General features: G+C 62.1%; 20 protein-coding genes. 8 read left to right on the forward strand and 12 right to left on the reverse strand.

The genetic code is table 11. The features are described 5' to 3' along the window. Positions 1–46: 46 nt before the first annotated feature. The 7 genes from NKI38_RS23295 to NKI38_RS23325 all read right to left on the reverse strand — a co-directional run bounded on the left by NKI38_RS23295 (position 47) and on the right by NKI38_RS23325 (position 8,327). Positions 47–928, reverse strand: a complete 882-nt coding sequence (locus NKI38_RS23295) for an EamA family transporter (RefSeq protein ID WP_352661205.1) — start codon at positions 926–928, stop codon at positions 47–49. Between the two features lie 130 nt (positions 929–1,058). Next, positions 1,059–2,552, reverse strand: coding sequence for an efflux transporter outer membrane subunit (locus tag NKI38_RS23300; RefSeq protein WP_352661208.1), 1,494 nt, complete (start codon positions 2,550–2,552; stop codon positions 1,059–1,061). A gap of 11 nt (positions 2,553–2,563) precedes the next feature. Next, complete coding sequence (locus NKI38_RS23305) at positions 2,564–5,707, reverse strand: efflux RND transporter permease subunit (protein WP_352661211.1); 3,144 nt, start codon at positions 5,705–5,707, stop codon at positions 2,564–2,566. 3 nt (positions 5,708–5,710) lie between these two features. Then, positions 5,711–6,991 carry an efflux RND transporter periplasmic adaptor subunit gene (locus NKI38_RS23310; protein WP_502899361.1) on the reverse strand — a complete coding sequence of 427 codons (1,281 nt, stop codon included), beginning with the start codon at positions 6,989–6,991 and terminating at the stop codon, positions 5,711–5,713. Beyond that, positions 6,975–7,124 carry a hypothetical protein gene (locus NKI38_RS23315; protein ID WP_352661214.1) on the reverse strand — a complete coding sequence of 50 codons (150 nt, stop codon included), beginning with the start codon at positions 7,122–7,124 and terminating at the stop codon, positions 6,975–6,977. Before NKI38_RS23315 ends, NKI38_RS23310 begins: the two co-directional genes overlap by 17 nt. Before the next feature lie 116 nt (positions 7,125–7,240). Beyond that, on the reverse strand, positions 7,241–7,468 hold the full coding sequence (locus tag NKI38_RS23320) for a hypothetical protein (RefSeq protein ID WP_352661217.1): 228 nt from the start codon (positions 7,466–7,468) through the stop codon (positions 7,241–7,243). 127 nt (positions 7,469–7,595) lie between these two features. Further along, complete coding sequence (locus NKI38_RS23325; RefSeq protein WP_352661219.1) at positions 7,596–8,327, reverse strand: hypothetical protein; 732 nt, start codon at positions 8,325–8,327, stop codon at positions 7,596–7,598. Between the two features lie 225 nt (positions 8,328–8,552). Here NKI38_RS23325 and NKI38_RS23330 point away from each other — a divergent pair, with 225 nt between their 5' ends. The 6 genes from NKI38_RS23330 (at position 8,553) to NKI38_RS23355 (ending at position 16,240) form a co-directional block, all read left to right on the forward strand. After that, complete coding sequence (locus NKI38_RS23330; protein ID WP_352661256.1) at positions 8,553–9,281, forward strand: response regulator; 729 nt, start codon at positions 8,553–8,555, stop codon at positions 9,279–9,281. Continuing rightward, positions 9,278–10,519, forward strand: a complete 1,242-nt coding sequence (locus tag NKI38_RS23335) for an ATP-binding protein (RefSeq protein WP_352661222.1) — start codon at positions 9,278–9,280, stop codon at positions 10,517–10,519. The genes NKI38_RS23330 and NKI38_RS23335 overlap by 4 nt, the downstream gene beginning before the upstream one ends. 616 nt (positions 10,520–11,135) lie before the next feature. Continuing rightward, complete coding sequence (locus NKI38_RS23340; RefSeq protein WP_352661225.1) at positions 11,136–12,305, forward strand: acyltransferase family protein; 1,170 nt, start codon at positions 11,136–11,138, stop codon at positions 12,303–12,305. Continuing rightward, positions 12,302–13,408 carry a glycosyltransferase family 2 protein gene (locus NKI38_RS23345; RefSeq protein ID WP_352661228.1) on the forward strand — a complete coding sequence of 369 codons (1,107 nt, stop codon included), beginning with the start codon at positions 12,302–12,304 and terminating at the stop codon, positions 13,406–13,408. The genes NKI38_RS23340 and NKI38_RS23345 overlap by 4 nt, the downstream gene beginning before the upstream one ends. Positions 13,409–13,411: 3 nt before the next feature. Then, positions 13,412–14,446 (forward strand): glycosyltransferase family 2 protein, encoded by a 1,035-nt coding sequence (locus NKI38_RS23350; protein WP_352661231.1) that lies wholly within the window; start codon positions 13,412–13,414, stop codon positions 14,444–14,446. Between the two features lie 9 nt (positions 14,447–14,455). Beyond that, positions 14,456–16,240 carry an ABC transporter ATP-binding protein gene (locus NKI38_RS23355; protein WP_352661234.1) on the forward strand — a complete coding sequence of 595 codons (1,785 nt, stop codon included), beginning with the start codon at positions 14,456–14,458 and terminating at the stop codon, positions 16,238–16,240. 346 nt (positions 16,241–16,586) lie between these two features. Here NKI38_RS23355 and NKI38_RS23360 read toward each other — a convergent pair whose 3' ends face one another. The 4 genes from NKI38_RS23360 to minC all read right to left on the reverse strand — a co-directional run bounded on the left by NKI38_RS23360 (position 16,587) and on the right by minC (position 20,417). Then, positions 16,587–18,080, reverse strand: coding sequence for a coiled-coil domain-containing protein (locus NKI38_RS23360; RefSeq protein ID WP_352661237.1), 1,494 nt, complete (start codon positions 18,078–18,080; stop codon positions 16,587–16,589). Between the two features lie 368 nt (positions 18,081–18,448). Further along, positions 18,449–18,721: a cell division topological specificity factor MinE gene (gene minE, locus NKI38_RS23365; RefSeq protein WP_352486085.1), complete on the reverse strand. Its 273-nt coding sequence runs from the start codon at positions 18,719–18,721 to the stop codon at positions 18,449–18,451. Then, positions 18,718–19,533 (reverse strand): septum site-determining protein MinD, encoded by an 816-nt coding sequence (minD, locus tag NKI38_RS23370; protein WP_352661240.1) that lies wholly within the window; start codon positions 19,531–19,533, stop codon positions 18,718–18,720. The genes minE and minD overlap by 4 nt, the downstream gene beginning before the upstream one ends. A 68-nt stretch (positions 19,534–19,601) precedes the next feature. Beyond that, on the reverse strand, positions 19,602–20,417 hold the full coding sequence (gene minC, locus NKI38_RS23375) for a septum site-determining protein MinC (RefSeq protein WP_352661243.1): 816 nt from the start codon (positions 20,415–20,417) through the stop codon (positions 19,602–19,604). Between the two features lie 704 nt (positions 20,418–21,121). Between minC and NKI38_RS23380 the strand changes: the two genes are divergently transcribed. Further along, positions 21,122–24,616, forward strand: coding sequence for a P-loop NTPase fold protein (locus tag NKI38_RS23380; RefSeq protein ID WP_352661246.1), 3,495 nt, complete (start codon positions 21,122–21,124; stop codon positions 24,614–24,616). A gap of 56 nt (positions 24,617–24,672) precedes the next feature. On the opposite strand, the gene NKI38_RS23385 is transcribed toward NKI38_RS23380, so the two are convergent. Then, entirely contained in the window at positions 24,673–25,170 is a 498-nt protein-coding gene (locus tag NKI38_RS23385) for a hypothetical protein (protein WP_352661259.1), read from the reverse strand. A 162-nt stretch (positions 25,171–25,332) separates the two neighbouring features. Here NKI38_RS23385 and NKI38_RS23390 point away from each other — a divergent pair, with 162 nt between their 5' ends. Further along, complete coding sequence (locus NKI38_RS23390) at positions 25,333–26,484, forward strand: sulfite oxidase (protein ID WP_352661248.1); 1,152 nt, start codon at positions 25,333–25,335, stop codon at positions 26,482–26,484. Positions 26,485–26,842 lie beyond the last annotated feature (358 nt).

The following is a 26,842-nucleotide window of genomic DNA, read 5'->3' on the forward strand; positions in this document are numbered from 1 at the left end:
ACGGGCGGAAATGACATCGCCGCGCGGTCCATGAAACCGCCCGCCCCTACTCCGGCGACGGCACCGGTGGCTTCGACGTGACCGCAGCACCGAAAGCCGCGGCAATGACGGCTGCGATCCCGGCGCATTGCGTGGTGGTCAGGCTCTCGTGCAGGAACAGGAAGCCGGCCAGCGCGCCCAGTCCCGGCTCCAGGCAGGTCAGCGTGCCGTAGATGCGTGCCGGCATCCGGGTCAGCGCCACCATCTCCAGCCAGAACGGCAGCGCGCTGGAAAACAGGCCGACGAGCAAGGCACTGACCAGGATCGACGGCGCCAGCAGCGCGGTTCCCGCTTGCGCCACGCCGAAGGGCAGCACCAGCACCGCGGCGATGGCCATGCCGTAGGCGGTGGTGCGCGAGCCCAGTTCCGCGCCGGCCTTCTGGGCCAGCACGATATAGAGCGCCCAGAAGCCGCCGGCCGCCAGCGCCAGCATCACTCCGGTCGGGTCGAGCGGTGCGAGTGAATGAACGAAGGGCGACAACAGCACGATGCCCGCCACCGCCAGCGCGATCCAGGCAAAGTCGGTGGCATGCCGCGAGGCCAGCGTCGCCACCAGAAGCGGCCCGGAGAACTCCAGCGCCACCGCGACGCCGAGCGGGATCCTGGCAAGTGCTGCATAAAACAGTAGGTTGAGCGCACACAGCGTCACCCCATAAGCGACCAGCCACGGCAAGGTGGCGCGCGACGGCCGCATCTGCCAGGGCCGCAGCACGGCGATCAGCATCAGCGCGCCGATGACCAGCCTGAGCGTCGTCGTGCCTTGCGCGCCTATCTGCGGGAAGAGACTCTTGGCGAAGGTGGCGCCGATCTGGATCGACACCATGGCGCCCATCAGTGCCGCGACGGGCAAGGGCGCGGCTTCGCGACGGGCAACCGGCGTCGATGTCATTTCAATTTCACCCTTCCCTGCCGCTCGGCGCAAGCCGCGTCGACGGCATCGGGATAGGCCGAACCGACCTGCCTGTCGTGAGGCAGCGGGCAACTGCCTGCTGGGGCACGGCCAGGAAACTGGGAGCCGGTTACCGCGCCGCCAGTTTCGCCGCCATCCTTGGCCCCACCTTGACGTCGACGATCTCCGGCCTCGCGCTGTCGACCGCGCCGTCCCAACCGCCGCCAAGCGCCTTGTTGAGGGCTATGTAGTTGGTCGCCAGCAGGACGCGGCTCTGCAGCAGCGAATCTTCGGCCGAGTAGAGCGAACGCTGGGCGTCGAGCACGTCGAGAAGGCTGGTCTCGCCGGCCTTGTAGAGCGTGCCTTCGAGCTGTGCCGCATCGCCATAGGATTTCGCCGAAGAGGCCAGCCTGCCGATCCTGATGCGCTCCTGCGACAACAGCACGAGCGCGTTCTCCACGTCTTCGAGCGCAGTCAGAACCGAAGACCGGTAGGCGATGAAATATTGGTCGCGCTGCGCCTTGGCGACCTCGACGGCCGCCTTGAGCTGGCCGGCATTGAACATCGGCACGCTGAGCGTCGGCCCGAACGACCAGCCTATCGACGAATTCTTGCCGAGGTCGCCGAGCTTCAGCGCCGCCGTGCTGATGTCTCCGGTCAGGCTGACCGAGGGATAGCGGGCCGCCTCGGCCTGGCCGATCTTGGCGGTGTATTGCGCGTATTGCCGTTCCGCCATGCGCACGTCGGGACGCGACAGCAGGATATCGGCGGGAATGCCGGTCGGGATCGGCAGGCGCGGCGTCGGGATCGGCGCGCCGCGCTTCAGCCGCTCGCTGAGTGCAGCCGGCGGGCGGCCGGTCAGCACCGAGAGACGATGCACGGCCTCGGCATAGCTTGCTTCCAGTGTCGGCACCGCGGCTTCGGTGCTCGCCGCCTGCCCCATCGCCTTGGCGACATCGGCGGCGGTTGCGGTGCCCGCCTGCGCCATGGTGCGGGTGAGTTCGGCGGTCTGCCGTTGCGATACGGCGGAGCGCCTGGCGAGCGCGGCGCGCGCCTGATAGCCGCGCGCCTGGGCATAAGTGGACGCGACGTCGCCGACCAGCGTCAGAAGCGTTGAGCGCAACTCCTCCCGCGAGGCGTCCAGCCCGTAGCGCGCGGCCTCGACGCCCCTGCGGTTGGCGCCGAACAGGTCGAGTTCCCAGCTGGCGTCAAAGCCGGCCTGGTACTCGCTGTAGGTAGCGTTCGAGCCTGACGTAGTCTCGGCCGACTTGTTGCGGGTCACCGAGCCGGAGCCGTCCACCGACGGCAGCAACGTGCCGGTGCTCTGGCGATAACTGGCGCGCGCCTCGCGGATCTTGGCCCTGGCGGTGGCGACATCGAGATTGCCGGCAACAGCTTCCTCGACCAGCGTGTTCAGCTCGGGATCGCGCAGCCGCTGCCACCATCTCGACAGCTGCGCCGGCTGGGCCGGCTTCGCCTGCTTCTGGCCGCTCCAGCTTGCCGGCATCGCCAGGATGGGCGCCTGATAATCCGGACCGACGACGCATCCTGCAACCAGGACAGCGGTGAGCATAGGCGCAAGGAGCCGCCCCGCGGCCACCGAGCCACGTTCCAAACCTGTCATGTGAAGTTTCCTTATTGCTGGTTGGCCGTCACCGGCGTCTCGCCCGTATCTTGTTTTGCCACCTTGCCCTTGAAGATGCGCCGCACCGTGACGAACAGCAGCGGCACCAGGAACACGCCGATCACGGTCGCCGCGATCATGCCACCCATGACGCCGATGCCGACTGAGTTCTGCGCGCCGGAGCCAGCACCACTAGCAATCGCCAGCGGCAGCACGCCGAGGATGAAGGCCAGCGACGTCATCAGGATCGGCCGCAGCCGCTGTCGCGCTGCCTCCAGCGTCGCCTCGATGAGCCCCATCCCGGCTGTCTGCCGCTCGATGGCGAACTCGACGATGAGGATGGCGTTCTTGGCGGCGAGACCGATCGTGGTCAGCAGGCCGACCTTGAAATAGACGTCGTTGGACTGGCCGAACAGGCTCGCCGCCAGCAGCGCGCCGAAGATGCCGATCGGCACCGAGAGCATGACCGCGAACGGGATCGACCAGCTCTCATAAAGTGCTGCCAGGCACAGGAATACGACCAGCGCCGAGATCGCATAGAGCGACAGCGCCTGGTTGCCGGACAGCTTCTCCTGATGCGACAGCCCGGTCCATTCGTGGGAGTATCCGGCGGGCAGCTGCGCGACAAGCTTGTCGATCTCGTCCATCGCGGCACCCGAGCTGACGCCTGTGGCCGCCGCGCCCTGGATCTCGACCGCCGCCGAACCATTGTAGCGTTCGAGCCTGGGCGAGCCGAATGTCCAGTGGCTGGAGGCGAAGGCCGAGAACGGCACCATGGCGCCGTTGGCATTGCGGACCTGCCATTTCCCCAGATCTTCCGGCTGCATGCGGAAATTCGGATCCGATTGCAGGTAGACAGGCTTCACCCGTCCGCGGTCGATGAAATCGTTGACGTAGTCGCTGCCCCATGCGGTCGACAGCGTGTTGTTGATGTCGGCAAGGCTGACGCCCAGCGCGCTGGCTTTTTCCTGGTCGATGTCGACCGAGAATTGCGGCTGGTCCTCCTGGCCGTTGGGCCTTGTGTTGGCGAGTACCTTGCTCTGCCCGGCCAGGGCCAGCAGCTGGTTGCGCGTCTGGATCAGCGCGTCATGGCCGGCGCCATTGACGTCCTGCAGATAGAAATCGAAGCCGTTGGTGTTGCCGAACCCCTGGATAGCGGGCGGGGCAAGCGCGAAGACCTGCGCATCCCTGATCTTGGAGAACGCACCCATGGCGCGGCCTGCGATCGCCTGTGCGGCCATGGCAGGCGATTTTCGCAGGTCGAAATCCTTCAGCCGCACGAAGGCGATGCCGACGTTCTGCCCGGCGCCGCCGAAGCCGAAGCCGGAAGCGGTGAACACCCCATCGACGGCATCTTTCTCCTCTTTGAGATAATGGTCGGTCACTTCAGCCAGCACGCGCTCGGTGCGGTCCTGCGTCGCGCCGACCGGCAGCTGCACACTGGTGATCAGGATGCCCTGGTCCTCTTCCGGCAGGAACGAACTTGGCAGCCGTGCAAACATCCAACCCACGGCGACGACGATGGCCAGGAACACGACGAGAAAGCGCCAGGACCGGTTGATGATGCCGTGCGAGCCGTCGCGATAGGCTGTTGTGCCGCGATCGAAGACACGGTTGAACCAGCCGAATGGACCCGTCTGTGTCGCGTGGTCCTTAGGCGGCCGCAGGATCGTGGCGCACAGTGCGGGCGTCAGCACCAGTGCGACCAGCACGGACAGCACCATCGCAGAGACGATGGTCACCGAGAATTGCCGGTAGATGATGCCAGTCGAACCGCCGAAGAAAGCCATCGGCACGAACACCGCCGAAAGCACGGTGGCGATGCCGATCAGAGCGCCCGTGATTTCTTTCATCGACTTGCGCGTCGCCTCCTTCGGCGACAGGCCTTCCTCCTGCATGACGCGCTCGACGTTCTCGACGACGACAATGGCGTCGTCGACCAAAAGGCCGATGGCGAGCACCATGGCGAACATGGTCAGCGTGTTGACGGAATAGCCGAACAGCGACAGCACGCCGAACGTGCCGAGCAGCACCACCGGCACGGCGATCGTCGGGATGATGGTGGCGCGCAAATTCTGCAGGAAGATGAACATCACCAGGAACACCAGAACGATCGCCTCGGCCAACGTCTTGACCACCTCCTCGATCGACAGCCGCACGAAGGGCGAGGTGTCGTAGGGATAGACGACCTCGACCCCTTGCGGGAAGGTCGAGCTCAGCCGGGCGATCGTCGAGCGCACCGCCTCGGCGGTGTTGATGGCGTTGGCGCCGGTCGCCAGGTTGACGGCGACGCCGGCCGCCGGCTTGCCATTGTAGTTGGCTTGCGTCGTATAGCTTTCGGCGCCGAGTTCGACGGTGGCGACGTCATTCAATCGGACCAGCGAGCCGTCCGTCTGGCTCTTCAGGATGATGTTGCGGAACTGTTCGGCGGTCTGCAGCCGGCTCTTGGCCGTCACGGTGGCATTGAGCTGCTGGCCCTTGCGCGCGGGCAGGCCGCCGAGCTGGCCGGCCGAAACCTGCGTGTTCTGTGCTTCGATGGCGGTAGCAACGTCGCTCGGCATCAAGGCATATTTGGCGAGCTGGTCCGGGTCGAGCCAGATGCGCATGGCATAGCCGGAACCGAACAGCTGCGTCGAGCCGACACCCTCGACGCGCTTCAGCGTGTCGTTGACGGTGGCATCGACATAGTCGGCGAGATCGGTCGAATTCATCTTGCCGTCGGTCGAGACGAAGCCGATGACCATCAGGAAGCCGGTCGAGGATTTGGAAACGGTGATGCCATTGCTCTGCACCACCTGCGGCAGCTGCGACTGCACCAGCTGCAGCTTGTTCTGCGTCTGCACCTGGGCGGTGTCGGGATCGGCTGCGGTGGTGAAGGTCAGCGTGATCGAGGCCGAACCGGTCGAGGTCGACGTCGCTGTCATGTAGTCGAGATTATCGATGCCGGTCATGCCTTGCTCGATGACCTTGGTCACCGAGTTTTCCACCGTCTGCGCATCGGCGCCCGGATAGGTGGCGCTGATGTTGACCGTGGTCGGCGCGATCTGCGGATATTGCGAGATCGGCAGCGAGGTGAGCGCCAAGAGGCCGCCCAGCATGATCACGATGGCGATCACCCAGGCGAAGATCGGCCGATTGATGAAGAATACGGACATCGCTCAGTTCCCGGTCGCGGCGGCAGGCGCCGGTTGCTTGCCGCTATCCGTCTGGGAAGAGCCGGGTATGGCCGACGTCTGCCCGCGATCCTTGACCTCGCCGGTCGTCTCGTCGATCGTCACTTCGACACCCGTCGCATCGCCGCCGGGGCGCACCAGCTGCATGCCCTCGACGATGACACGATCGCCGTCGCCGACACCCGAATCCACCAGCCAGTTGTTGCCGACGCTGTTGCGCATTGCGAGCACCCGCGTCTCGACCTTCCCCGCGGCATTGATGACCATGGCCGTCGCCTCGCCCTTGGTGTTGCGGCTGACCGCGCGCTGCGGCACCAAGAAACTATTCTGGGCGACACCTTCCTCGACCAGCGCGCGCACATACATGCCGGGCAGCAGCAGGCGGTCGGGGTTGGGGAACTCGGCCCTCAGCGCGAAGGTGCCGGTGGTCTGGTCGACATTGGCGCCGGCGAATTCCAGCTTGCCGGTCTGCGTGTAGATGGTGCCGTTCTCGAGCTTCAGCTTGACGCTGACATTGGGGCCGCTGAACTTCAGCCGCCCTTCCGAGATCGCCTGGCGCAGATTGAGCAGATTGGTGCTCGATTGCGTGACATCGACATTGATCGGATCGAGCGCGCGGATGGTGGTCAGCACCGTGTCCTGGTTGGCGGTGACCAGCGCTCCAGGCGTCAGCGTGGATTTGTCGATGCGGCCGGCGATCGGCGCGGTGATCGAGGTGCGGTCGAGGCTGATGCGCGCCGTCTCGGCACTCGCCTTGGCCGAGGCGACATCGGCCTGGGCCTGCGCCAGCGTAGCGGCGGCATCGTCATAATCCTGTTTGGAAACGACGTTCTGCTTCAACAGGCCGGCATAACGATCGAACTTGGCCTGCGCCGTAGGCACCGCCGCTTCCGCCTTCTGCTGCGCCGCGACCGAGCTGTCATAGGCCGCCTTGTAGCTTGCCGGATCGATCAGGTAGAGCGGCTGCCCCGCCGCAACCTCGCTGCCCTCCTTGAACAGGCGCTGCTGGATGATGCCGTTCACTTGCGGGCGCACCTCGGCAACCAGCGAGGCCGCCGTGCGCCCCGACAATTCGGCTGTGATCGCGACCGATTGCGGATGCAAGGTGACGAAACCGACTTCCGGTTTGCCGGCCGCGCCCATGCCGGCGGGAGCGCTGGTCTCCTGCGAGCAGGCGGCCAGCAGAACGGTAGCGGCGAGCATGGCGGCCCAGGGCGCGAGACGGCGTGGATTGGCCAAACGAAACTGGCTAGGCTTGAAAGTCATGGCCTGGATCTTTCCTTGGAGTTGCGTGCGCGTTGGCGTCGGGCCGCTCGGTCGAGGGCATGCCGGCCGATGTCATGACGATGAGCCGCGCGCACTTACGGGCAACGTCGAGCGATGCTTCGAAGCGGCTCATGTCGCGCGCTCCTTCTCGGCGGCCGGAGCGTACCCGAGGATCGAATAGCCGGCCGCGATGCCCCTTCGCGTCATTATGCCGATCAGCGGCGACATGCCAACCACCTTGCCGGAGTCTCACGCGATCTTGCGGTCATGGTTTCCGTGGCTGTTTGGCGAACCTGAAAGCGGAAGCGACAGCCGCCAGGCGGCGAAGCTCAGGCGGATCGCGCCCTTCAGCGTGTCGACCGGCAGGGCCAGCGGCATGGCGCGCTCGGACAGCGGAAGGCCGCGTCCGGCATGGCCGAGCGACAATCTCGGACTGGCGGACGCGAGCAGTCGCAGCATCATCATGGCTTCCCACATTGTCGTGCTTCCATGCGTGATTCGAATTGGACTGAAACGAGGGATGGCGGAGCCGCCATCCCTGAAGAACCGGCCGGCCCGAGAACGGGTTGGGTACCGGACCGGCCGGTGCAGCCGGTCAGGGTTATCAGTCGTTCCCGGGCTGGGACGGGAGCTGCCTGCCATCGTTGGGCAGGCCTCTGGGGCCGGCTGCATCGTTCGGCGAGCCGTCCCAGGGACCGGGGGGGGATCCATGCGGAGGTTCCGCCGAAGCGAGGAGTTCGAGCTGTTCGGGCGTCAGCTTAGCGCGCAGTTCAGCGATCGCCTCCTTCAGCTTGCCGGCCGAGACCGCGCGAGCAGTGACGTCGTCTGCCAGCTTTTCCTGGAAGGCGAAGGGATCAGGCTTGCCGCCGAGACCCACCGCGTCGGGAACCTTCGCTTCAGGACCTCCGGGACGATCAGGATCATCGGGCCGCCCATGGTCGGACCGCGGCGGCGAAAGCACGGCCTGCAGCGCGCTGGTATAGTCGCGCCAGGCGTCGAGCTGTTCGGTGCGGATGCCGACGCGGGTCTCGAGCGCGGCCAGCCGGGCCGCCAGCATGAATTCCGGCGGCGGCCCCATGCGGCGAGGGCCAAAACCTTGTGGTCCAAAAGCTTGCGGTCCAAAACCCTGCGGGCCAAAACCCTGCGGACCATGCCGCATCGGTCCATGCGGTCCGGGCCCATTCTGGCCGAACCAAGCCATTGGGCCATGGTCGGGTCCATCCTGCATTGCCATGACCGGTGGCGCCTCGCCGAGGCCCCGATCGGGCTGTGCCGCCAGCACGGGGTGAATTGCGGCGATGGAAAACAGGCCGAGCGCAAGAAGTCTGCTTCGCATGACGGTGTTCCTTTCTCTCATGCTTCGGACAAATGAGAGGATAGGAAGCGTGTTTGTCCGCTTCGCGTCGGCGTGTTGCCGAAGGTTTCCGCAAAAGGGCAATTTGTTTCCGAATGTTTCCACGCGCCGGCCGGAAACATTCAGTTGCAATTTTCCATGCCGCTTGGGCGCGGCTCTCCCTATAATCGCGGCCAAGCCCCTACAATCACGGGCAAGGGCACGATGATGCAGTCACAACCCCATATCCTCGTCGTTGACGACGACCGCGAGATCAGGACGCTTCTCCAGCGCTATCTCGACGGCCAGGGCTTTCGCGTCTCGGCGGCGGCGGACCGGCGCGAATGCGAACAGAAGCTTGGCCAGGGCCAATTCGACCTGATCGTGCTCGACGTCATGCTGCCGGACGGCTCGGGACTCGATATCTGCCGTAGCCTGCGCGACCGCAAGCCGCACATCCCGGTCATCCTGCTGACGGCGCTGAAGGAAGATGTCGACCGCATCATCGGCCTGGAACTCGGCGCCGACGACTATCTCGGCAAGCCGTTCAATCCGCGCGAGCTCACCGCCCGCATCCGCGCCGTGCTCAGGCGTTCGACGCCCGATGAAGTGCCTGCGCCGCCGCGCGCCCGTGTCTACCGCTTTGCCAGCTACAGGCTGGAGCCGGACACCCGCAAGGTGACGGACGCGCAAGGCGTGTCCGTCGACCTCACCGGCGCCGAGTTCGACCTGCTGCAGGTGTTTCTCGACCGTCCCGGCCGGTTGCTGTCACGCGACCAGCTTCTCGACCTGACGCAAGGCCGCGAGCGCGACCCGCTCGAACGTTCGGTCGATGTGCTGGTGAGCCGGCTGCGCCGCAAATTCAGCGATACCGGTGACGGGCCGTTGTTCAAGACGGTGCGCAACGGCGGCTACCAGCTCACCGCGCGCGTCGACACGGTGGAGAGCCAGGCGTGAACTCGCTGCGCCGGCGCCTCATCCTGCTGCTGGTCGCCTCGATCGTCGGCGTGGTCGCCCTGGCGACGGCCGCCGTCATCAGCGTTCGGGGCGGCGGGCCGCCTCCGGAATTGACCGTGCCCTGGGTCGCCCAACAGATGGAACTGGTGGTGGGGCTTCTGCCCGGCCCGATCCCGGACGTCCTGCGGGTGCAATTCAGCGACCATCCGGCCGGCGGCAAGGTGGATCGCGCGGAAACGGCGATGCTCAACGACATATTGCGCCGCCGGGGCCTCGATGTCCTGGCCGTCGTCAACGACAAGGCGGATGAACCCGGCCAGCTTGCATCGGTGCGCCTGCCCGACAATCGCTGGGCGATCATGGAGGTTCCCCACATCAATCCGCCACGGCGCGAATGGCTGGTTCTGGCCGGCTGGATCTCGCTGATCGTGGCCGGCGCCACGGCGGTGTCGGTCTATTTCACCTCCGTGCTGATCCGGCCGCTCGAGATGCTGGAGGCCGCCGTCTCCAAGATCGGATCGGATGGCGTGCTGGCGGCGGTGCCGGAAGTGGGTTCGGCCGAGGTCAAGGCCACCGCGCATGCGCTGAACCAGCTCTCGTCGCGGCTGCGAACCGCCATGGAAAGCCGCATGCGGCTGGTCGCCGCCGCCGGCCACGATCTGCGCACGCCGATGACGCGCATGCGGCTGCGCGCCGAGTTCCTCGACGACGAGCGCGATAAATGGCTTCACGACCTCGACGAGCTCGACCGCATCGCCGACAGCGCCATCCGCCTGGTGCGCGAAGAGGTGAACCAGGACGCCGTCGAACCGGTCGACCTGGAAAAGACGGTGCGCGATATCGAAGCCGAGATGGTGTCGCTCGGCCATCCCGTCTCCATCGGGCACCTGGACAAGGTTTGCGTGCGGGCCGGCGCGCTCGGCCTGCGCCGCGCATTGCGCAATCTGATCGTCAACGCCGCCACCCATGGCAAGGCGTGCCGCATCGACCTTGCCGTGGCGAACAACCGCGCCGTGCTGACCATCTCCGACCATGGGCCGGGGATTCCGCCGGAGCTGCTGAACAAAGCGTTCGAACCCTTCTTCCGCGTCGACCCCGGCCGGCTGCAATCCATTCCGGGCGCCGGCCTCGGCCTCGCCATCGCCAAGGAAATCATCGAGCGCTACGGCGGCACGGTGACGCTGGAAAACCGCCGGGGCGGCGGGCTGGAGCAGACGGTGGTGTTCGAGGCTGTGTGAGGGCTGGCGGCCCACGGCAGAGCCCCGCTCAGCCGCGGGCCGTGCGGCAACCGACGAAAATCCGGCGACCATGCTGCACCGCGCAAGCCAATGACTTCGACTAATTTCTCCGCGGAAACATGATCGAATCCATATAGTATAAATATAGATTGCGAAATTTCGGTGATTTGCCAAAGAGCCAGGGCTTTCTTGTTCCCATAGGCCAAGACATATTCCCAATCAACCGAAGCGGGAATATCGACACGACTTAAACCATAGGATTTAAAATCTGAGAAAAATCGCCAAAACCGGCGAGAGATGACCGGTTATGTCAATTTTTAGCGCTTGCTCACATAAGTATTTCAGCCGGGTAGATTTTTTGTGTTGCGCCGCACAATGCCATAGCCGAACCATTCCCCGGGGGACTCGTTTGCGACTGGACATACGCCGTGGAGGAGCCCACCAGGTTGACCAACTTGTGCTGTCCGTCCGTCGATTTCGAGCCCGGCCCGATCGGACTCGCCCCGATCGGACTCGAAAGGCGCGGATTTGACGGTGCCGGCGCCCTGACGGGTCTCGTCCGCCTTGGCCCGCCGCTCGAAACGGCCGGCTGGCGTAACGCCGGCGGAAGCCGCTGATGGGAAACGCCCGCGACATCCAACTGGATGCACTGAGAGCCATCGCCGTGACGATGGTGTTGTATTCCCATTTCTTCGCGGCGGGAGGATCTTCCTTCTGGGGTCATATCGGCGTGCGGCTGTTCTTCGTGCTGAGCGGCTTCCTGATCACGCGCCTGCTCCTGGAAGCGCGTTCGGCGGCCGAATTTGAAACCGGCCCCGCGCTGCGATCCTTCTACATCAGGCGCGCGCTGCGGATATTCCCGCCCTATTTTGCCGTCCTGGGTTTCGTCTGGCTGGTCGACCTGGACCAGTCCAGGGGATCGCTGGTCTGGCATGCGGTTTATCTGTCGAATTTCTGGTATGCGCTGCGCAATGACTGGAACCCTTGGGTGCTGTGCCATTTCTGGAGTTTGAGCATCGAGGAGCAGTTCTATCTCGCCTGGCCGCTGGTCGTCCTGCTGGCCCCACGCCGTCGATTCGAGATGATCTGCATCGGCGTCATCGCGCTGTCGCTGGCCTATCGCTTCTATTGGCCGGTCACCGCCACCCCGGCGCTGGCGCGCGACCTGCTGCCGCCTGCGTCCATGGATGCGCTGGCGTCGGGGGCGCTGCTTGCCTGCTGGCGGTCCAGGGGCGCCGGCCTGCCGCAATGGATGCGGCTCGGCTGGCCTGCCTTCGCGGCCGCATTCCTGATGATCGAGTGGTTTGTCCCGGCGCCTGCCGATCCGACCCTGGAATGGGTCCATTGGCTGGTGCGGCAAGTCCTGCCCCTGGTGCCGCTGATGGTCATCGTCGCCGCCTGTTCGCGCGGCCTTGGCGGCACAATCGGCAAGCTTGCCGAACTGCCGCCACTGCTTGGTCTCGGCCGCATCAGCTACGGCGTTTATCTCTATCATCCGATATTGCTGTCGCTCGCCGTCAAGTCGCAGCCCTGGATTCCGCTCAACGTCTCGGAGCAAGGGCCAGGGCGGTTCCTGGTTGCAAGCGCCGCCACGATCGTCGTGGCCTCGATTTCCTGGGCGGTTTTCGAAAGGCCGCTCAATAGCCTCAAGCGCCACTTCCCCTATGTCGCACGCGTCCATGCCGCGCAGGCCGGCCATGGCGGCTGGCTCGCGAGGGCGGCCGGCGGATCGCCCGATGGCCGGACGCCATCGCTCGACCTCCAGCGAACGGATGCAAGACAATGACCGCCGCGCCGCTCGTCTCCGTCCTGTTGCCGGTCTACAATGCCGGGCCCTATCTCGCCGCCGCACTGGGAAGCATCCTGCGGCAGGATTACGGCCGCCTGGAAATCATCGCGATCGATGACGGTTCAACCGACAATTCGCTCAAGATCCTCGAGCGATGCCGGGAGGCCGACAGCCGCATCTCGATCATCTCGCGCGAAAACCGCGGCCTCGTCGCGACGCTCAACGAAGGGCTGGCGGTCGCCCGGGGCGAGCTGGTCGCGCGGATGGACGCCGACGACGTCGCCTATCCCTGGCGCTTGTCGCGCCAGGTGGCGCTGTTTGAACGGCGGCCCGAGTTGGGCTTCTGCGGCGCCGGCGTCGACATGTTGATCCGCGGCCGCATCGCCAGGGGCAAGCCCGATCCGGTGTTCCAGTTCGGCCGCATCCCCATATTGGCGATGTTCTTCACGATCTTCATGCACCCGACGGTGGTCTACAACAGGAAGATCATCAACGACGGCGTTCTCCACTACGACCAGACCTACAGGCACGCCGAGGATTTCGATCTTTTCAGGCGGCTGGCCGGCCGTTACCCGGCAGCCATGATGCCCGAGAACCTGGTCGTGTACCGCGTCCATCAGGCAAGCGTGACCAGCCGGCACGTCAAGGAGATGCGCAGGACGCATTTGCGGATCGTGGCCGAGAACCTCGAGCGCGAGGGCCTGGCGCAAACCACGCGGGACTTGCGCGACATTGGCGATGCGGTCAGCCACGATACGGTTACCCGCGCGGCCAACTTCATCGTCGCGCTGGAGGAGGAGATTCGCTCGCTGCCGGCCGGGACCCGGCCGAGCTTCGAGGCCGGCGCGCTGAACCTGTTCTATTTCCTCTACCAGCTCGTAGCCGACGAAAGGCAGCCTCCGCTGACGCATGAATTGCTGACGCGGACCGCGAAGTGGAACGTCATCCGGCGCCGCGAGCAATATGCACTGCGGCCCGGCGCCTGGGCGCCCTGGCTCAGCCTTGCCTCGCTGTCGGCCAGCAGGCAAGCGGACGCCATGGCATACTTCTTCAAATCCGCGCCCGCCGCGGCGGTTTTGGCACCTTATCAGGCGGGCTGAAGGATGATCGTCAAAACCCACCAACCCCTGCAGCGCGATCGTTCGACGGCGCTTGGCCTTGCTCCGGCCGGTCCTCGCCCGGAACGCTCGGCGCCGGAAGTCAGCTTCATCATCTGCACGCGCAATCGTGTCGCAGTGCTGGAGGCCTGCATCAAGTCGGTGCAGGCCGCGTGCCGTGCACATGCCGGCTTCGCGGCCGAACTCGTGGTCGTCGACAACGGTTCGAGCGACCGCACGGCCGAACGCCTCGCCAGCATCGCCGAACTGTCGGACATTCCATTCACGCCCGTTTACGAGCCGCGCCCAGGATTGGCGGCTGCCCGCAACGCCGGGCTGAGGCGCGCGCGGGGCGACGTGCTGGTCTTCGTCGATGATGATTGCGCGGTCCATTGCGACTATTTGCGCGATCTGGAGCGACATTATGCGTCCGGGGAACGATGGCTCATCCGGGGAGGCCGTGTCGAGCTTGGCGATCCCAGGGATTTGCCGTTCACCATCAAGCGGTCGCTTGTGCGCGAGCGGCTGACACCGGATGTCCATCCCGGCGGTTTTGTGCTGGGTTGCAACATGACGATGCACCGCGATGTCGCGGCCCGCATCGGCTATTTCGACGAACGCTTCGGCGCCGGCGGACCATTGCGGTCGGCCGAGGATACCGACTACCTCGTGCGAGCGATGTTGCTCGGCATCCCGGTCGAGTATGTGCCTGACATGACGATATTCCATCATCACGGCCGGCGGGATCGCAAGGCCATCGAAAAGCTGCATCGCGACTATAGCCTGGGCAATGGCGGGCTCTGCCTGAAGCATGTTCGCCATGCGCCCTGGCTGCTTCGCCATTTCTACTGGGCCGCAAGAGGGGCTTTTCGCGAATTGGCGGGCGGGCCTGCGTTCGATCGTGAACTCAACCTGTCGCACTGGCCGATCGTCTCCATGAATTTGCTCGGCGCGGCCAGATTCGCGGTTCTCCTGCTGGCGAGACGGCCGCAGGCTGAGCCGCTGCGGCAAGATCAACAAGCCAATGCCCAGGCGAGGTGAAATGCTATAATGCCATTGCTACCGCCAAGCCTGCCGATGCTGTTCCGAGCGTTCGGAAAGCGGCAACTGCGACTGCTTCCGGCCGTGGTGGTTCTCGGTCTGGTCAGCGCTGCCCTCGAAGGGTTCGGCATCGGCCTGATCATCCCGTTGCTGGGCATCATCATGGGACACGGGGATGCGGCGGGAATGGCCGGTTTCTCCGCTGTCCTCCAGCACGTCGGATCGGGCTTGAGCGAACGCGACCGGCTTGTCACCATTTCGGTCGCCATCCTCGGCTCGATCGTCCTGAAGAACGTCTTCGCCTTCGCCAACACGCTGCTGACGACCTTCATCTCCGGCAAGGCAAGTCATTCGATCCGCAGCGCCTTGTCGGAGCAGCTCTTGCGGGTCGGTTACCCCTTCTTCCTGCGGCAGAGTCCGGGACGGCTGCTCAACATCATCTCCAACGAATCCTGGCGGGCGTCCGATGCGATCCAGATCATGCTGTCGGCCATCGTCAGCGCATCGGCCGCCATCATCCTCTTGGCTTTCCTGCTGCTGCTTTCGTGGCGCATGACGCTGCTGGTCACGCTCGGACTGGCGATTGTCCAGATCGCGCACGCCATCCTCTCGGCCAATCTGAAGGAGCCCAGCCGCAGCGTCGCTTCGCGCAACGGCCACCTCGCCTCGCAGATGCTCCACCTTGTGCATGCCGGACGGCTGATCCGCATCTTCGGACAGGAGAACCGGGAGAAGGCGATATTCGATACAGCGTCCGATGCTGTTCGCCGCGCCTCTTTCGCCCTGCTTGTACGCCAGGGAGCGTTGCCGCCGCTGACGGAGGTTCTCCACGCCATGCTGTTCCTGGCGGTGGTGATCGGCGCCTGGTTGGCGCAAGTGAGTTTCCCGCTGATCATCGCGTTCGTCATACTGCTCTACAGGCTGCAGCCGCATATGCGGGCCCTGCAAGGGTCGTGGAGCCAGCTGCAAGGCCTGAGCGGATCGCTCGAAGAGGTGACATGGATGCTGGATCCCACTGGCAAGCCGCAACCACCGCAAGGCGACGGGCCGTTCCACGGTCTGCGCCAGGGCATCAGGTTCGAGGATGTGACCTTCACCTATTCCGGCACGGACCGGCGTGAAGTGGTGCTGCATTCGGCGACGTTCGAAGTCGGCAGTGGCCGCTCGACGGCGCTGATCGGCCGCTCGGGCGCCGGCAAGACGACGATCGTCAACCTCCTGTGCCGTTTTGTGGAACCGGACACCGGCAGGATTCTGGTCGATGGATCGCCGCTCGACCGGATCGACGCCAGCCGGTGGCGACGGCACATCGCCCTGGCCAGCCAGGAGCTGGAATTGGTCGATGGCACCATTTTTGAAAACATAACCTACGGGCAGGACGCGGCGACAGTCGGCGACGCCGAGGGCGCAGCAAGACTGGCCGAAGCGCATGAATTCATCGAACGGCTGCCTCAGGGCTACGAGACGCTGGTTGGCTACAGGGGTGTCAATTTGTCGGCGGGACAGAGGCAGCGGATCGCATTGGCCAGGGCGCTGGTGCGCGATCCCGATCTCCTCATCCTGGACGAAGCCACCAATGCGGTGGACGGGCTGTCGGAAGCGGCAATCGTCGAGACCCTGAAGTCGAGAGCCGGCCGCCGCACGACCATCGTCATCAGCCACCATCACAGCACCATCTCGTTCTGCGACGATGTGGTTATCCTCAGCGGCGGCCGGGTGAAAAAGCAGGCACCTTTCGGCGCCCTGGCATCGCTCAGCATGGACGAGCTCTACCAGCACGAACCGCTCGACTGATGCATGTCGCGCAAAAGTGCGCAGCGGTTTTTGGATCAACGACATGCATTAAAACGAGGGCCACGCGATCGCTTCCCGCAGGCGTTCGTGGCCTGCCGGCTGGGCGGTCGCCGCATGGTTCGAATCAGAAGTCCAGGAGATTGCCGCTGACACCTTCCGTGATCGCACCAATGCCTTGCGGAGTTGAGGCACGCTAGCTTGCCTGTGCGGCGGACCTGTCGATCCGCCTGGCCGGTGCCCCATTGGTTTACTCTCCGGATGAGGTGCCGGCCTCCCCTCGTGGCGCTGTCGTCCAGGCCACCTCCGGCCGGCGAAGCGACGTCGCGGAGAACCTTGGAATGACGAGCTAAGTCGCCGCGCGAAGGGTCCTGCGGGTGCGCCGCCTGCCCGTTGCCCGTGCCTTCTCCGCCATCACGCCGGCAATCTCGACCACCTCACCCTCGCGCTGTCTGCCGTTGGTGGCCTTGTGGAGCCGCTCGTAGGGCAGCAACTCCTTGATCCGGGCATTGAGCGACACGATTTCGGCCCTGAGGTCCTCGCACTCCTGCCTCTGGACATCGAACTGTATCTGTTCCGATGCCTGTTGCAGCGCAAGCTGTGAAAGATTGGCGTTCAACTTCGAAAGGCTTGTCTTGTCGCTTTCGTTCTCGTTGGTGAGAGCGGACAATCTTTCATCGGCGATTTTCTTTTCGGCCAGGGTGTCGTTCAATTCACTCTTGAGCCTGGCGATCTCGCTGGCGGCGTCGCTGTTCTCGTTCGAGGTTTGCTCCAGTCGCGATTGCAGATTCTGGATCTCCGAACCCAACCCGCGTATTTCCGCCTGACTGCGGGCCAGCTCGGCTTCCCTGTCGCCTTCCATCATGCGGGCCGCTTCGGTTGTTTCCGACAGCTTCGCCTGTGCGGCCTCAAGCGACTTCTGGAGCCGCATCTCCTCCTTCTCGCTCTTGCCGAGCGCGGCCAGCAGTTCCGCAAGCCGCGCGGCTTCGCTGGCATGGATCGTCGAGAGTTCGTCGAGCCTGTGGCGCGCCTGGGATTCCCGCTTCAGCGCCTTGTCGAGCTCGATCGACAGGCTGACATGCTTTTCCCGCAGCATCTTGCTCTCGCGCAGGCGCCTGTTGGCCTCGACCGTTCTGCCGGTCAGCCGCTTGGCGATGTCGCCGAACTCCGCCTCGCGTTTTGCGTTCGCATTGGCTGTCTCCACGAGTTCCAGCCTTGTCGCGGCAACCGCCGCACGAAGCGCCTCCCTCTCCTGAACCAGGCTTGTCTCGCGCTGTTGCAGCAGGTCGAAAGCGCCTTCACGCTCGCGCAGCTTTCTCACCGCGTCGTGCAGCTTTTCCGACAGCGTTCTTTGTTCGGCGGCCAGGCCGGCATTTACCAGCTCCAGCTCGTTGGCGCGAAGAATGTCGCTGTGAAGGATGTTGAGGAATTCGCGCGTCAAATGGTGTGAGGTCCCGATCTCCGACAGTTTGTCGTTGATCTCCTCCAGATAATCCCTGGCGTCATGGAAGAGCCCTTCAAAGGCACTCAATGCAGCCAGTCGGGTCTGGGTATGGGGCGTCAGTCGTGGCGCGGTTTCGGACCCTTCCGTATCGTCCGTACTGACCGCGTTGTTCGCACCATCCGCATTTGCCGCATTGGCCTCGGGTGGCGGGTCGTCTGGTCCTGCGGGGGGATCGGGGACATCGTCGCTCTTTGGCGACGCCAGATCCTCGGCGTCGAGACTTGCATCCAGCGCGTCCGCCAATTCGATCTGCAGATCCTGGTCCGCCAATTCGAACTGCAGGTCCTGGACTGCTTTATCTACCTCTTCAGCACGCTTGATCAGGCCTCTGAAGTTCATGACCGAACTCCCCTTACGCACACCTCAACTGGGAACTTAACGAATTACTAATATAGCCTACATCCACTAATTGCGCAGGGGAAGCCCCCCGTTGGCACGAAGTTAATTTGGGACATTTGGGGTGGGATGGGTGCGAGCGACGCGATGTGAGGGTGCGAGGCTGGTGCTGCCGGCGGGACAGCGCCCCTCTCTGTCCTGCCGGACATCTCCCCCACACGGGGGGAGATTGGACGTCATGCGGGCTTTCGCCAATCGCCAGCGTCGCAAGAAAAGGTGGGGCGCCGAAACTGCCAATCTCCCCACCCGTGGGGGAGATGTCCGGCAGGACAGAGGGGGGCGCGAAGGATCGCGGCTCCCCTACCTTGGCCTCACCCCGCCATGGCCAGCGGCACGGCGCTCTTGTTGGGGATCTGGATGTCGATTTCCAGCGTCGACATGGTCTCGCCGCGGTCCATCGAGACCTGGATGTAATCCTGGTCGATCTGCACGTGCTTGGCGATGACGGCCATGATCTCCTCGCGCAGGATGGAGACGAGATCGGGCTGGCTGCGGTTGCGGCGCTCATAGGCGAGCAGCACTTGCAGCCGCTCGCGCGCCACCGGCGCGCTGGAGCGCCGCTTGAAGATGTCGAGCAGGTTCATGCCGCCCTCCTTCCCAAAAGACGATCGAGGAAGCCCTTGCGTTCGAAGGGCACGATAACAGGCAATTCCTCGCCCTCAAGCCGCCTGGCGGCGTCGAGATAGGCGCGGGCCGCTGTGTTGAGCGGCTCCGAAAGCGTCACCGGCGAACCGAGGTTGGAGGCGCGCAGCACATCCTGGCTCTCGGGAATGATGCCGAGCAGCGGCACCGACAGGATTTCCAAGACGTCGTCGATGGACAGCATTTCGCCGCGCGAGGCACGCGCCGCGTCATAGCGCGTGACCAGCACGTGCTTGGCGATCTGCTCGCCCTGCTCGGCCTTCATGGTGCGGGCGTCGAGCAGGCCGATGATGCGATCGGAATCGCGCACCGAGCTCACTTCCGGGTTGGTGACGATGACCGCCTCGTCGGCAAAGCGCATGGCGAGCTGCGCGCCGCGCTCGATGCCGGCCGGGCTGTCGCAGAACACGTAGTCGAACACCGAGCGCAGCTTGTCGATGACTTCGCCGACGCCCTCCTCGGTCAGCGCATCCTTGTCGCGCGTCTGCGAGGCCGGCAGCAGGAACAGCGTTTCCACACGCTTGTCGCGGATCAGCGCCTGCGACAGCTTCGCCGTGCCTTGGATGACGTTGACGAGGTCGAACACCACGCGGCGTTCTGCGCCCATGATCAGGTCGAGGTTGCGCAGGCCGACGTCGAAGTCGACAAGCGCCACCTTCTTGCCGGTCTTGGCGACCGCGGCACCAAGGGCCGCCGTCGAGGTCGTCTTGCCGACGCCCCCCTTGCCCGAGGTGACCACCACTACCTTGCCCATGAAAAAAGCCTCCGTTGTTGGTTTGTTGTTCTTAGCGGGCGGCCCGGCCGCCCGATATCAGTCGAATGTCAGCTCAGTGTCGCGACGCGCAGGCCCTCGCCGTCGAGAAACGCCTGCACCGGCTTGCCGCGCGAAATGCCTTCCATCTCCTCGGCGGTGACGTACCAGCCGTCGACCGCCAGCAGCTCCGCCTCGTTCTTGCGGCAGAAGATGCGCGCGCCCGTGTTGCCCAGCGCACCCGCCGAAGCGCGCCCGCGCAGCGTGCCGTAGACATGGATCGAGCCCGCCGCGATGATCTCCGAGCCGGACGCGACCGAGCCGAGCACGATGACATCGCCATGCGGATGCACGATCGCCTGGCCGGAGCGGATCGGCGCCTTGATCATCAGCGTGCCCGAAGCCTCCTGCGCAAGCTGCGGCTCGCTTTCGTCCACCTTGCTTGCGCCAGCCTTGCCGCCCTTGTCCTTGTCCGGGCCGGCTTCAGGCGCCCTGCCCTCGGCCTTGCCCTCTGACATGCCGGAAACATCCTCCCGCGCCTTACGGCCGGGCAGCAACCCATCCGTCGTCGCCTCCTTGGCGCCGACCAGCACCGGCGGCAGGTTAGGCTCGAGTGCGGTGTGGCCGTCGAGCTCGATGGCGTAGATGCGGATGCCGCGATGGCCAAGCACGTCGACCAGCGATTCGATCGCGGCGACATCGGGCTTCAAGGTGTTGAGATCAAGCACCACCGGCCGCCCGGCGAAATAGCCGGGCGAGTTGCCAATCCAGTGATCCAGCCCCTCCAGCCAGGCCGCCAAGGGATCTTCCGGAGTCAATGTGAAAGCGACGAAGGAACGGGCGCGAAAACGAATGGATTTGGCCTCGAGGGGGGCGGCAAAGGTCACTGGCTGCGAATCCTTACTGAGAGGTAAACGCTAGCGAGGGAATGGTTAACGAATGGTTAATGCGAGGGGCTGGAGAGAGCGCCGAAACGGTGGTTCCTGACTGCCTCGCGTTGGACGCTTGCGGCGAGCATGTTCGACAGCTTCGCGGAATCAGCCACTGCCGCCAACAACACCATTTACAATCACAACGACCGGCCAGTGCGCGGGATATCGGCGCAGATTGTCAAAAATAGTCGTGTATGACGCTTCGCCGATTACTTGTGCAATGTCATGCACCGCGTAATGTAGTTGCCGGGTGGGTTTTATTGGAAAGTGGGGGAATTGTGAAACGTACTGTATTGACACTATCGGTGCTGGCCAGTCTCGCGGGATGTGCCACACCGCCGGACAAGATATCGGGAATTCCAAATTCAGGTCCCTGCACCCAGGCTGACAGACAGCGTCTTGCCGTCCTATCAAACCAGCAGAACAAGGCTTCGACCGGAGATGCGTTGGGAGTTTTCCTTATCGGCGTGCCGGTGGCGTCCATGTCGGGGGGCGACCACGAGGCCGAAATCGCCATTCTCAAGGGGCGCTGCGGCACGCCGAAGACGTAGGCTTACCTGAAGGAGGTAGCCGGGTGAGTGACGAGCTAGTGGGTTGAGCCCCAAACAATCCCAAAAGGCACCTCGAGCCTCCACGTGAAGGCAGTGAAGGGATTCGTGATGAGCAAGGCTGACATCCGTCGAAATATTCTCCTTGATGAGCCGTCTGAGGAAGATTTATTTCATGGCCAAGGCCACGACAGAACTGCGGCCGCTTTGGCCTCCGCAATACGGAATTTCAAGGATGCAGACCGCGCAATAGGGTTGGACGGGCCGTGGGGAAGCGGAAAATCGAGTGTTGTTGGAATTGCCGAGCGAAAACTCCATCAGTCGAATGGGAACGGCAAAATTAATTTCTCATTTTTCGCGTTCGATATATGGAAATCCCAAGGGTCAGCGTTCAGGCGGTCTTTCCTGGAGCACTTCATATCATGGGCAAAAATTGAGTTTCCCAAGAAATTAAATAAATTGTCTATTTTAGAAAACAAAATTCGCGGCAAGATCCGAGAAGTGGATACGGACAATAACTTAATACTAGATTGGTACGGGATTGCCGTTCTTCTATCCGTCCCATTCATACCAATATATGTTCTATGGAGTAAGTCCAAATTTGACGAACTAACGATACTTAAGAATCAGTCAGAATATTTATATTCCGCTCCAATGATTCTTGTATATGGCTTCCTAATTGTCACTTTTACGGTTGCGATTCTAAAGTATCGCACCAACCCAACGGAGGGTACGACTATATGGGCGAGGTTTCGCTTTGCGCTCTCTCGAACGCTCTTGATCGGTGCGAAACAATATGAGCATCAGAAGGTTACGCAATATATTCGGGAAACAGACCCCAACGATTTCGAGTTCCAATCCATTCTGAGGGAGATACTAGTCACGATACAGGATCAAAATAACAAAGTTGTTATGGTTCTGGATAACATCGATCGGCTTCCACCAAATGAAATAACCGAGTATTGGGCCTTAGTCCGCTCGATTTTTTCTCGAACACACTCCGAGGCACCCGCCACGACCAACAACCATATTACCGCAATTGTACCTTATGATCGCCGCCTGATAGAACCTGCGTCTTCATCAGAGCCGCATGACAAGACAGAAAATCCAAATTCATCTCTGAAATCAAAGGAAATTTTCGCAAAAACCTTTGACGAAATTTTGACAGTCGCTCCTCCGGTCATGTCAAATACCCGAGATTTCTTCAAAGATAAGATGGCACAGTCGCTTCCTGACCTAAGTGATGAGGACGCGCTTTTTCGCGTATATCTCATATTCAATTGGATCATAGACGCCGGTGGCGGCCGCGCGACTCCGCGCCAAGTTATTTCGTACATCAACGAATTGGCAGGACTCTACGTTCTGCATGGTGGACAGATTGGAGCGCCTACAGTTGCCGTGTACTTGGCAGTGCAGAACAAGCTGGAAAATAAGCCATCGGCACTCGCAAAGGAAAACCTAGTTGATGATCATCTCAGATCCTTAGCAGGAGATAAGAATCTAGAAAAAAACCTTGCTGCGATCCTGTTTAACGTTGAGCCTGAGCTAGCGTTCCAAATCCTCCTTGATGGTGAAATCAAGAGTGCGGCGGCTGCAGAGTCATCGAATAAGCTGATCGATCTTTCCAAAGCTCCTGGCTTTGATGTGCGTCTCAACGAAGTTTTTTCCGACAACACCAGCGAATGGACCAGCAGTGGTCGGTTTAGCGTCGTAGTGAGCAATATTTCAGATCTACTTGGAATCTATCGCGGAGAGGCGGCATTCCATCTGAATAAATCGATGGTGGAATCTTTTTGTAATCTTCCTTTTCTGAATTTGGGTCGTGAGGCGACTCTATATCAAAAATTGATCGGTGTTTGCCTACCAGATGACCGCCAACGCGTCGCTGATCATTTTCTACAAGCTGCGTCCATTGGGATCGCAGAGGGCGCCAACCTCGATCAATCTAGGGGCCGACAATTTGTGCGATTCCTGTCGGAATTTTCGAAAGCTATGCGAGAGGCTAGCGGTAATTCACTGCCTGACGCTTCATTTAAGAAGGTCACCCTACCTTCGAATCCTCTTTTTCTATTTGGCTTCGCGGCAGAAACACGAACGACCTCAGTTAGCATGACCAAGGTCGCGAAATTTTCGATAGACCTGTCATCGCATGTCGACTTGTTTGAGACACTAGCGGTCGACCAAACAGCCGACAGCTTAGCAGCTTTTGCCGAATTCAAAACTGCCTCAATAGTCTCAGACGAGCAATGGATAAGCATCGCGACCCATTTGGTATTATCGCTAGTGGGCGAGATATTGGAAGACGAGGGGTTGATCGCAGATCGCGTGTCTCTGCTTAGTAGGGTATTTTCATATACGGGTATCGCAAAAAGCAAGAACATTGACCTCTCCTTGTTATTCAGTAGCTCGACATTTTACGAGAACCTTTTCCTCGCGTTCTCGGAAAAGCTAGACGACGAGGGAGTAGCTCACGCAGCGTTCTTAGCATCCGACATGTATCTGGCAGGAGGTTTGCCATCCCCCGTCCGCGCTGCCCCAAACGGCCTTAAAGTCGCTAGCGCGCAGGACGAGTTTGCGTGGTTTGGTAAGATATTGGATGGGTCTTCCGTGCTGACGCCACAGCAACACACAATTGTCGCGGAGCAAGCCGTTGCAATCTACCGCCTACCTCGCTGGATAGCCTTCGGAGCCGCCAATCCCAGCAATACATTTGTCACCTCAGTGATACGGGCGGCGTTCGCAAGAGACAGAGCACCCTGGGTCAACGCCGGTGACCTGTTCAAATATTACCAATATCTGAAACAGGTGCTCGGTGCAGCTTTCGATGGCTTGCTTCCAAAACTCGGGACATTGATCGAAACGAATGCGTTGGCGAAGCTTGGAGCTGAATCATATCCGCCTGACATCTTAGTGGACACTAAGAATTTGTCGGATCGCGAGTGGAAGGCCGTTCATGCTGGGGTAACTGCGTTGCTGGACGACGTTTCAAAAGTCGAATGGCTAGATCATCTTACATCTGGAGATAACCTTGCGCTCCTCATGTTCCAGAAAGCCAAGTCATCCGGGTACAAACCAGATTCAACTGCTCTTAAAGATTCATTCGCCCAATTTATTCTTGGTGTTCTTGATGGCTCAATCGTTCCTTCACATGTGACTGCGGAGTATGATACAGCGATGAAAACTGTTGACGCAGGTTACCATCTTGAGTTCTTCAAGTTCATCCGCGAACACGTCGATGGAGTAACAGCAGAAACAATAAACCTTGCGTCACGCTTGGCTCCTCAGTTGCTGTCGAGCGTAGTGCGTGTAGGGGAAAAGAGCAAAAGGGAGAAGGAAAACCTTGTTCGCCAAATCTTGCGACCAGCTCTAGAGGGCGGAGTAACCCCAGTACTAGATTCCTTTTTGGAACTCGGACGCAAGGCTGTCGCTGACTTTATTCGATCTTCTGAAAAGAGCACTCAAGACGCGCTTGAGCCGGCTTTGAGGTTATTTTCAAACACTAACGATCGTGAATATGTTCGCAAGATTAGTGAGCTTGTCCAAGGACGAAAGGCTAAGACTTGGCTAGACGTGCTGTTTGGCACAAAAGACAGCGGCGACGATTAAGACCGAGGGCTCCATTCAGCGCACGACTACCATTATAGGCACCACCGCCCACCCCCTCAATGCCGCTTAAAATACTGCACCTCGCGCTCATGCTTCTCCGCTGCCTCGCGGATATCGAATGTGCCGAGGCTACGCCGTTTTGCCGGTCTTTTCGTCCTTCTTGTTTCCGCGAATAGAGCCGGTATTTTCCGCCTTTCAGTTTTCGGGTCATTTCGCTCTCCCTCATCAGGATTTCCGCTTGGCCTTGAGGCTTCGGGCGTGCTCGGTCGCCGCGCGGCCCAGCCTGTCGTCTGCACCTCATCGCCCGAGATGCCGGTGCGCACCGCCAACACCTCGACCTCCAGCACGTCGGAACGCGCCACCCGGCGATCCCGGCGGCGCAACTTCGGCGCCTCCGCCCTTGCGCGCCCACCGAAGCCCCGGCCGGCCCGTCGCGATCTGAGCAGCAATGATCCCGGCACGACAGCAAATCGGTCTGCCACAAAATTGTCATGTCCCGTCCAAGTTGTGGACACGTCCTTTTCAAAGGCGCACTCTTGGATTGCGAAACGCATGCCAGAGTTTCGCCCAACATATGCTTGAGGTGCGTCGGTGATTGTCTGACCTATCCGGATACTTCCGGCTGGGCATGATTTTCATTGTGCCGCCTATCCGACATCAGGCTACGGCCTAACGCACGTTGCAGCCTGTTCCGGATCAACTGGGAGGTAAACAACATGCATAGCATTCAACGCAGAGAACTTCTTGTCGGGGGAAGCGCGGCTCTTGTCGCAATCGCTGCTCTTTCGCGTCGCACTTACGCTTTTCCAACACAGGCGGGCGAGGAAGTCGTTCCGTGGCTGGATCAGCCGACCAAAAATCCCGATCCGGTAGGTATCCAATCGCAGCTTGTCTGGGAGGATCTGGATAGCTGGATAACGCCAAACGACAAGTTCTTCAGCATTTCGCATTTCAATCGACCGACGATCGACGAGAAGACATGGTCCATGGAGATCAATGGCCTGGTCAAGAAGTCCTTGAAGCTGTCGCTCGCCGACATCAGGGCGCGGCCGCGCCAAGAGGTGGTTTTCACGGTGGAATGCTCGGGCAACCACGGTTTTCCCTTTTTCACCGGCGGCATCGGCAATGCCCGCTGGGCAGGGACGCCGCTGGCGCCGATCCTCGAGGAAGCCGGCGTTCTGGAGAAGGGCATCGAGGTCGTCTTTTTCGGTACTGACGAAAGCGAGGTCGCAATACGCGACGTGAAGATGAAGCAGAATTTCGCTCGCAGCATGTCGCTCGCCGACGCGATGAGCCCCGACAATCTTCTCTGCTATGAAATGAACGGCGCCGCCTTGCCGGCGCCCAACGGTGCCCCGCTGCGGCTCATTGCTCCGGGCTGGTACGGGATCGCCAACGTCAAGTGGCTGAAACGCATCGAAGTTCGCGACACAAGGTTCATGAGCCTTCTGATGGCCCGTGACTATGTCACCATCCGCGAGGAAGACCACAATGGCGAGACCGTTTGGGCCGAGACCTCGGTGGGCCGGGCGCTGCTAAAGTCGGCACCCGCGAAGGTCACCAAGAAAGGCTCGGACTACGCCATCGTCGGCGCGGCCTGGGGGGCACCGATCGACCGGGTCGATGTGCAAATCGATCAAGCGCCCTGGGCGCCGGCGACCATCGACCACAGTGAGGAGGCCGAACACGCCTGGAAAATCTGGTCCCTGCCCTGGGCAAACCCCTCGCCGGGAGAACACACGGTGACCTCGCGCGCGGTCAGCACCACGGGACAGGTTCAACCGGCAATGGACGATCCCCTGATTGCCAAGAAGCACACATACTGGGAGAGCAATGGCCAGGTCACGCGGCGCGTCAAGATCGTTTGAGGAGAGTCGGGAGGCGTGCAGGGGCCCAGCGAAGTGGCAAAATTGTCATGCCGAGCCGGCCGCGCGTGATCGGTTGGCAAATCTCGCGCCTTTCCTCTCCCCCGTTGGCGAGCGAAGCTCGACGGAGTGGGGGGCGACCTTTCATCGAAGCAATGCTTCCGCCTGAATGCCGCATGCCTGAGCTTTCCTGCTCGCCCGGTTGTGCCTGTCTTGCGGCTGCGCGTTTCGCTAACGCCTTCCCCCACTCCGTGGGCGGGGGGGGGGGGGGCCCGCGGGGGGGGGGGGGGGGGCCGGTGTGGGAAAATGACGGCGGGGGGTGGCCCCCCCCCGCGCGTGTGGGGGAGGTGGTTTTTTAGAA

The sequence above is a fragment of the Mesorhizobium sp. M0621 genome, assembly GCF_040320745.1.
Classification (GTDB): Bacteria; Pseudomonadota; Alphaproteobacteria; order Rhizobiales; family Rhizobiaceae; genus Mesorhizobium.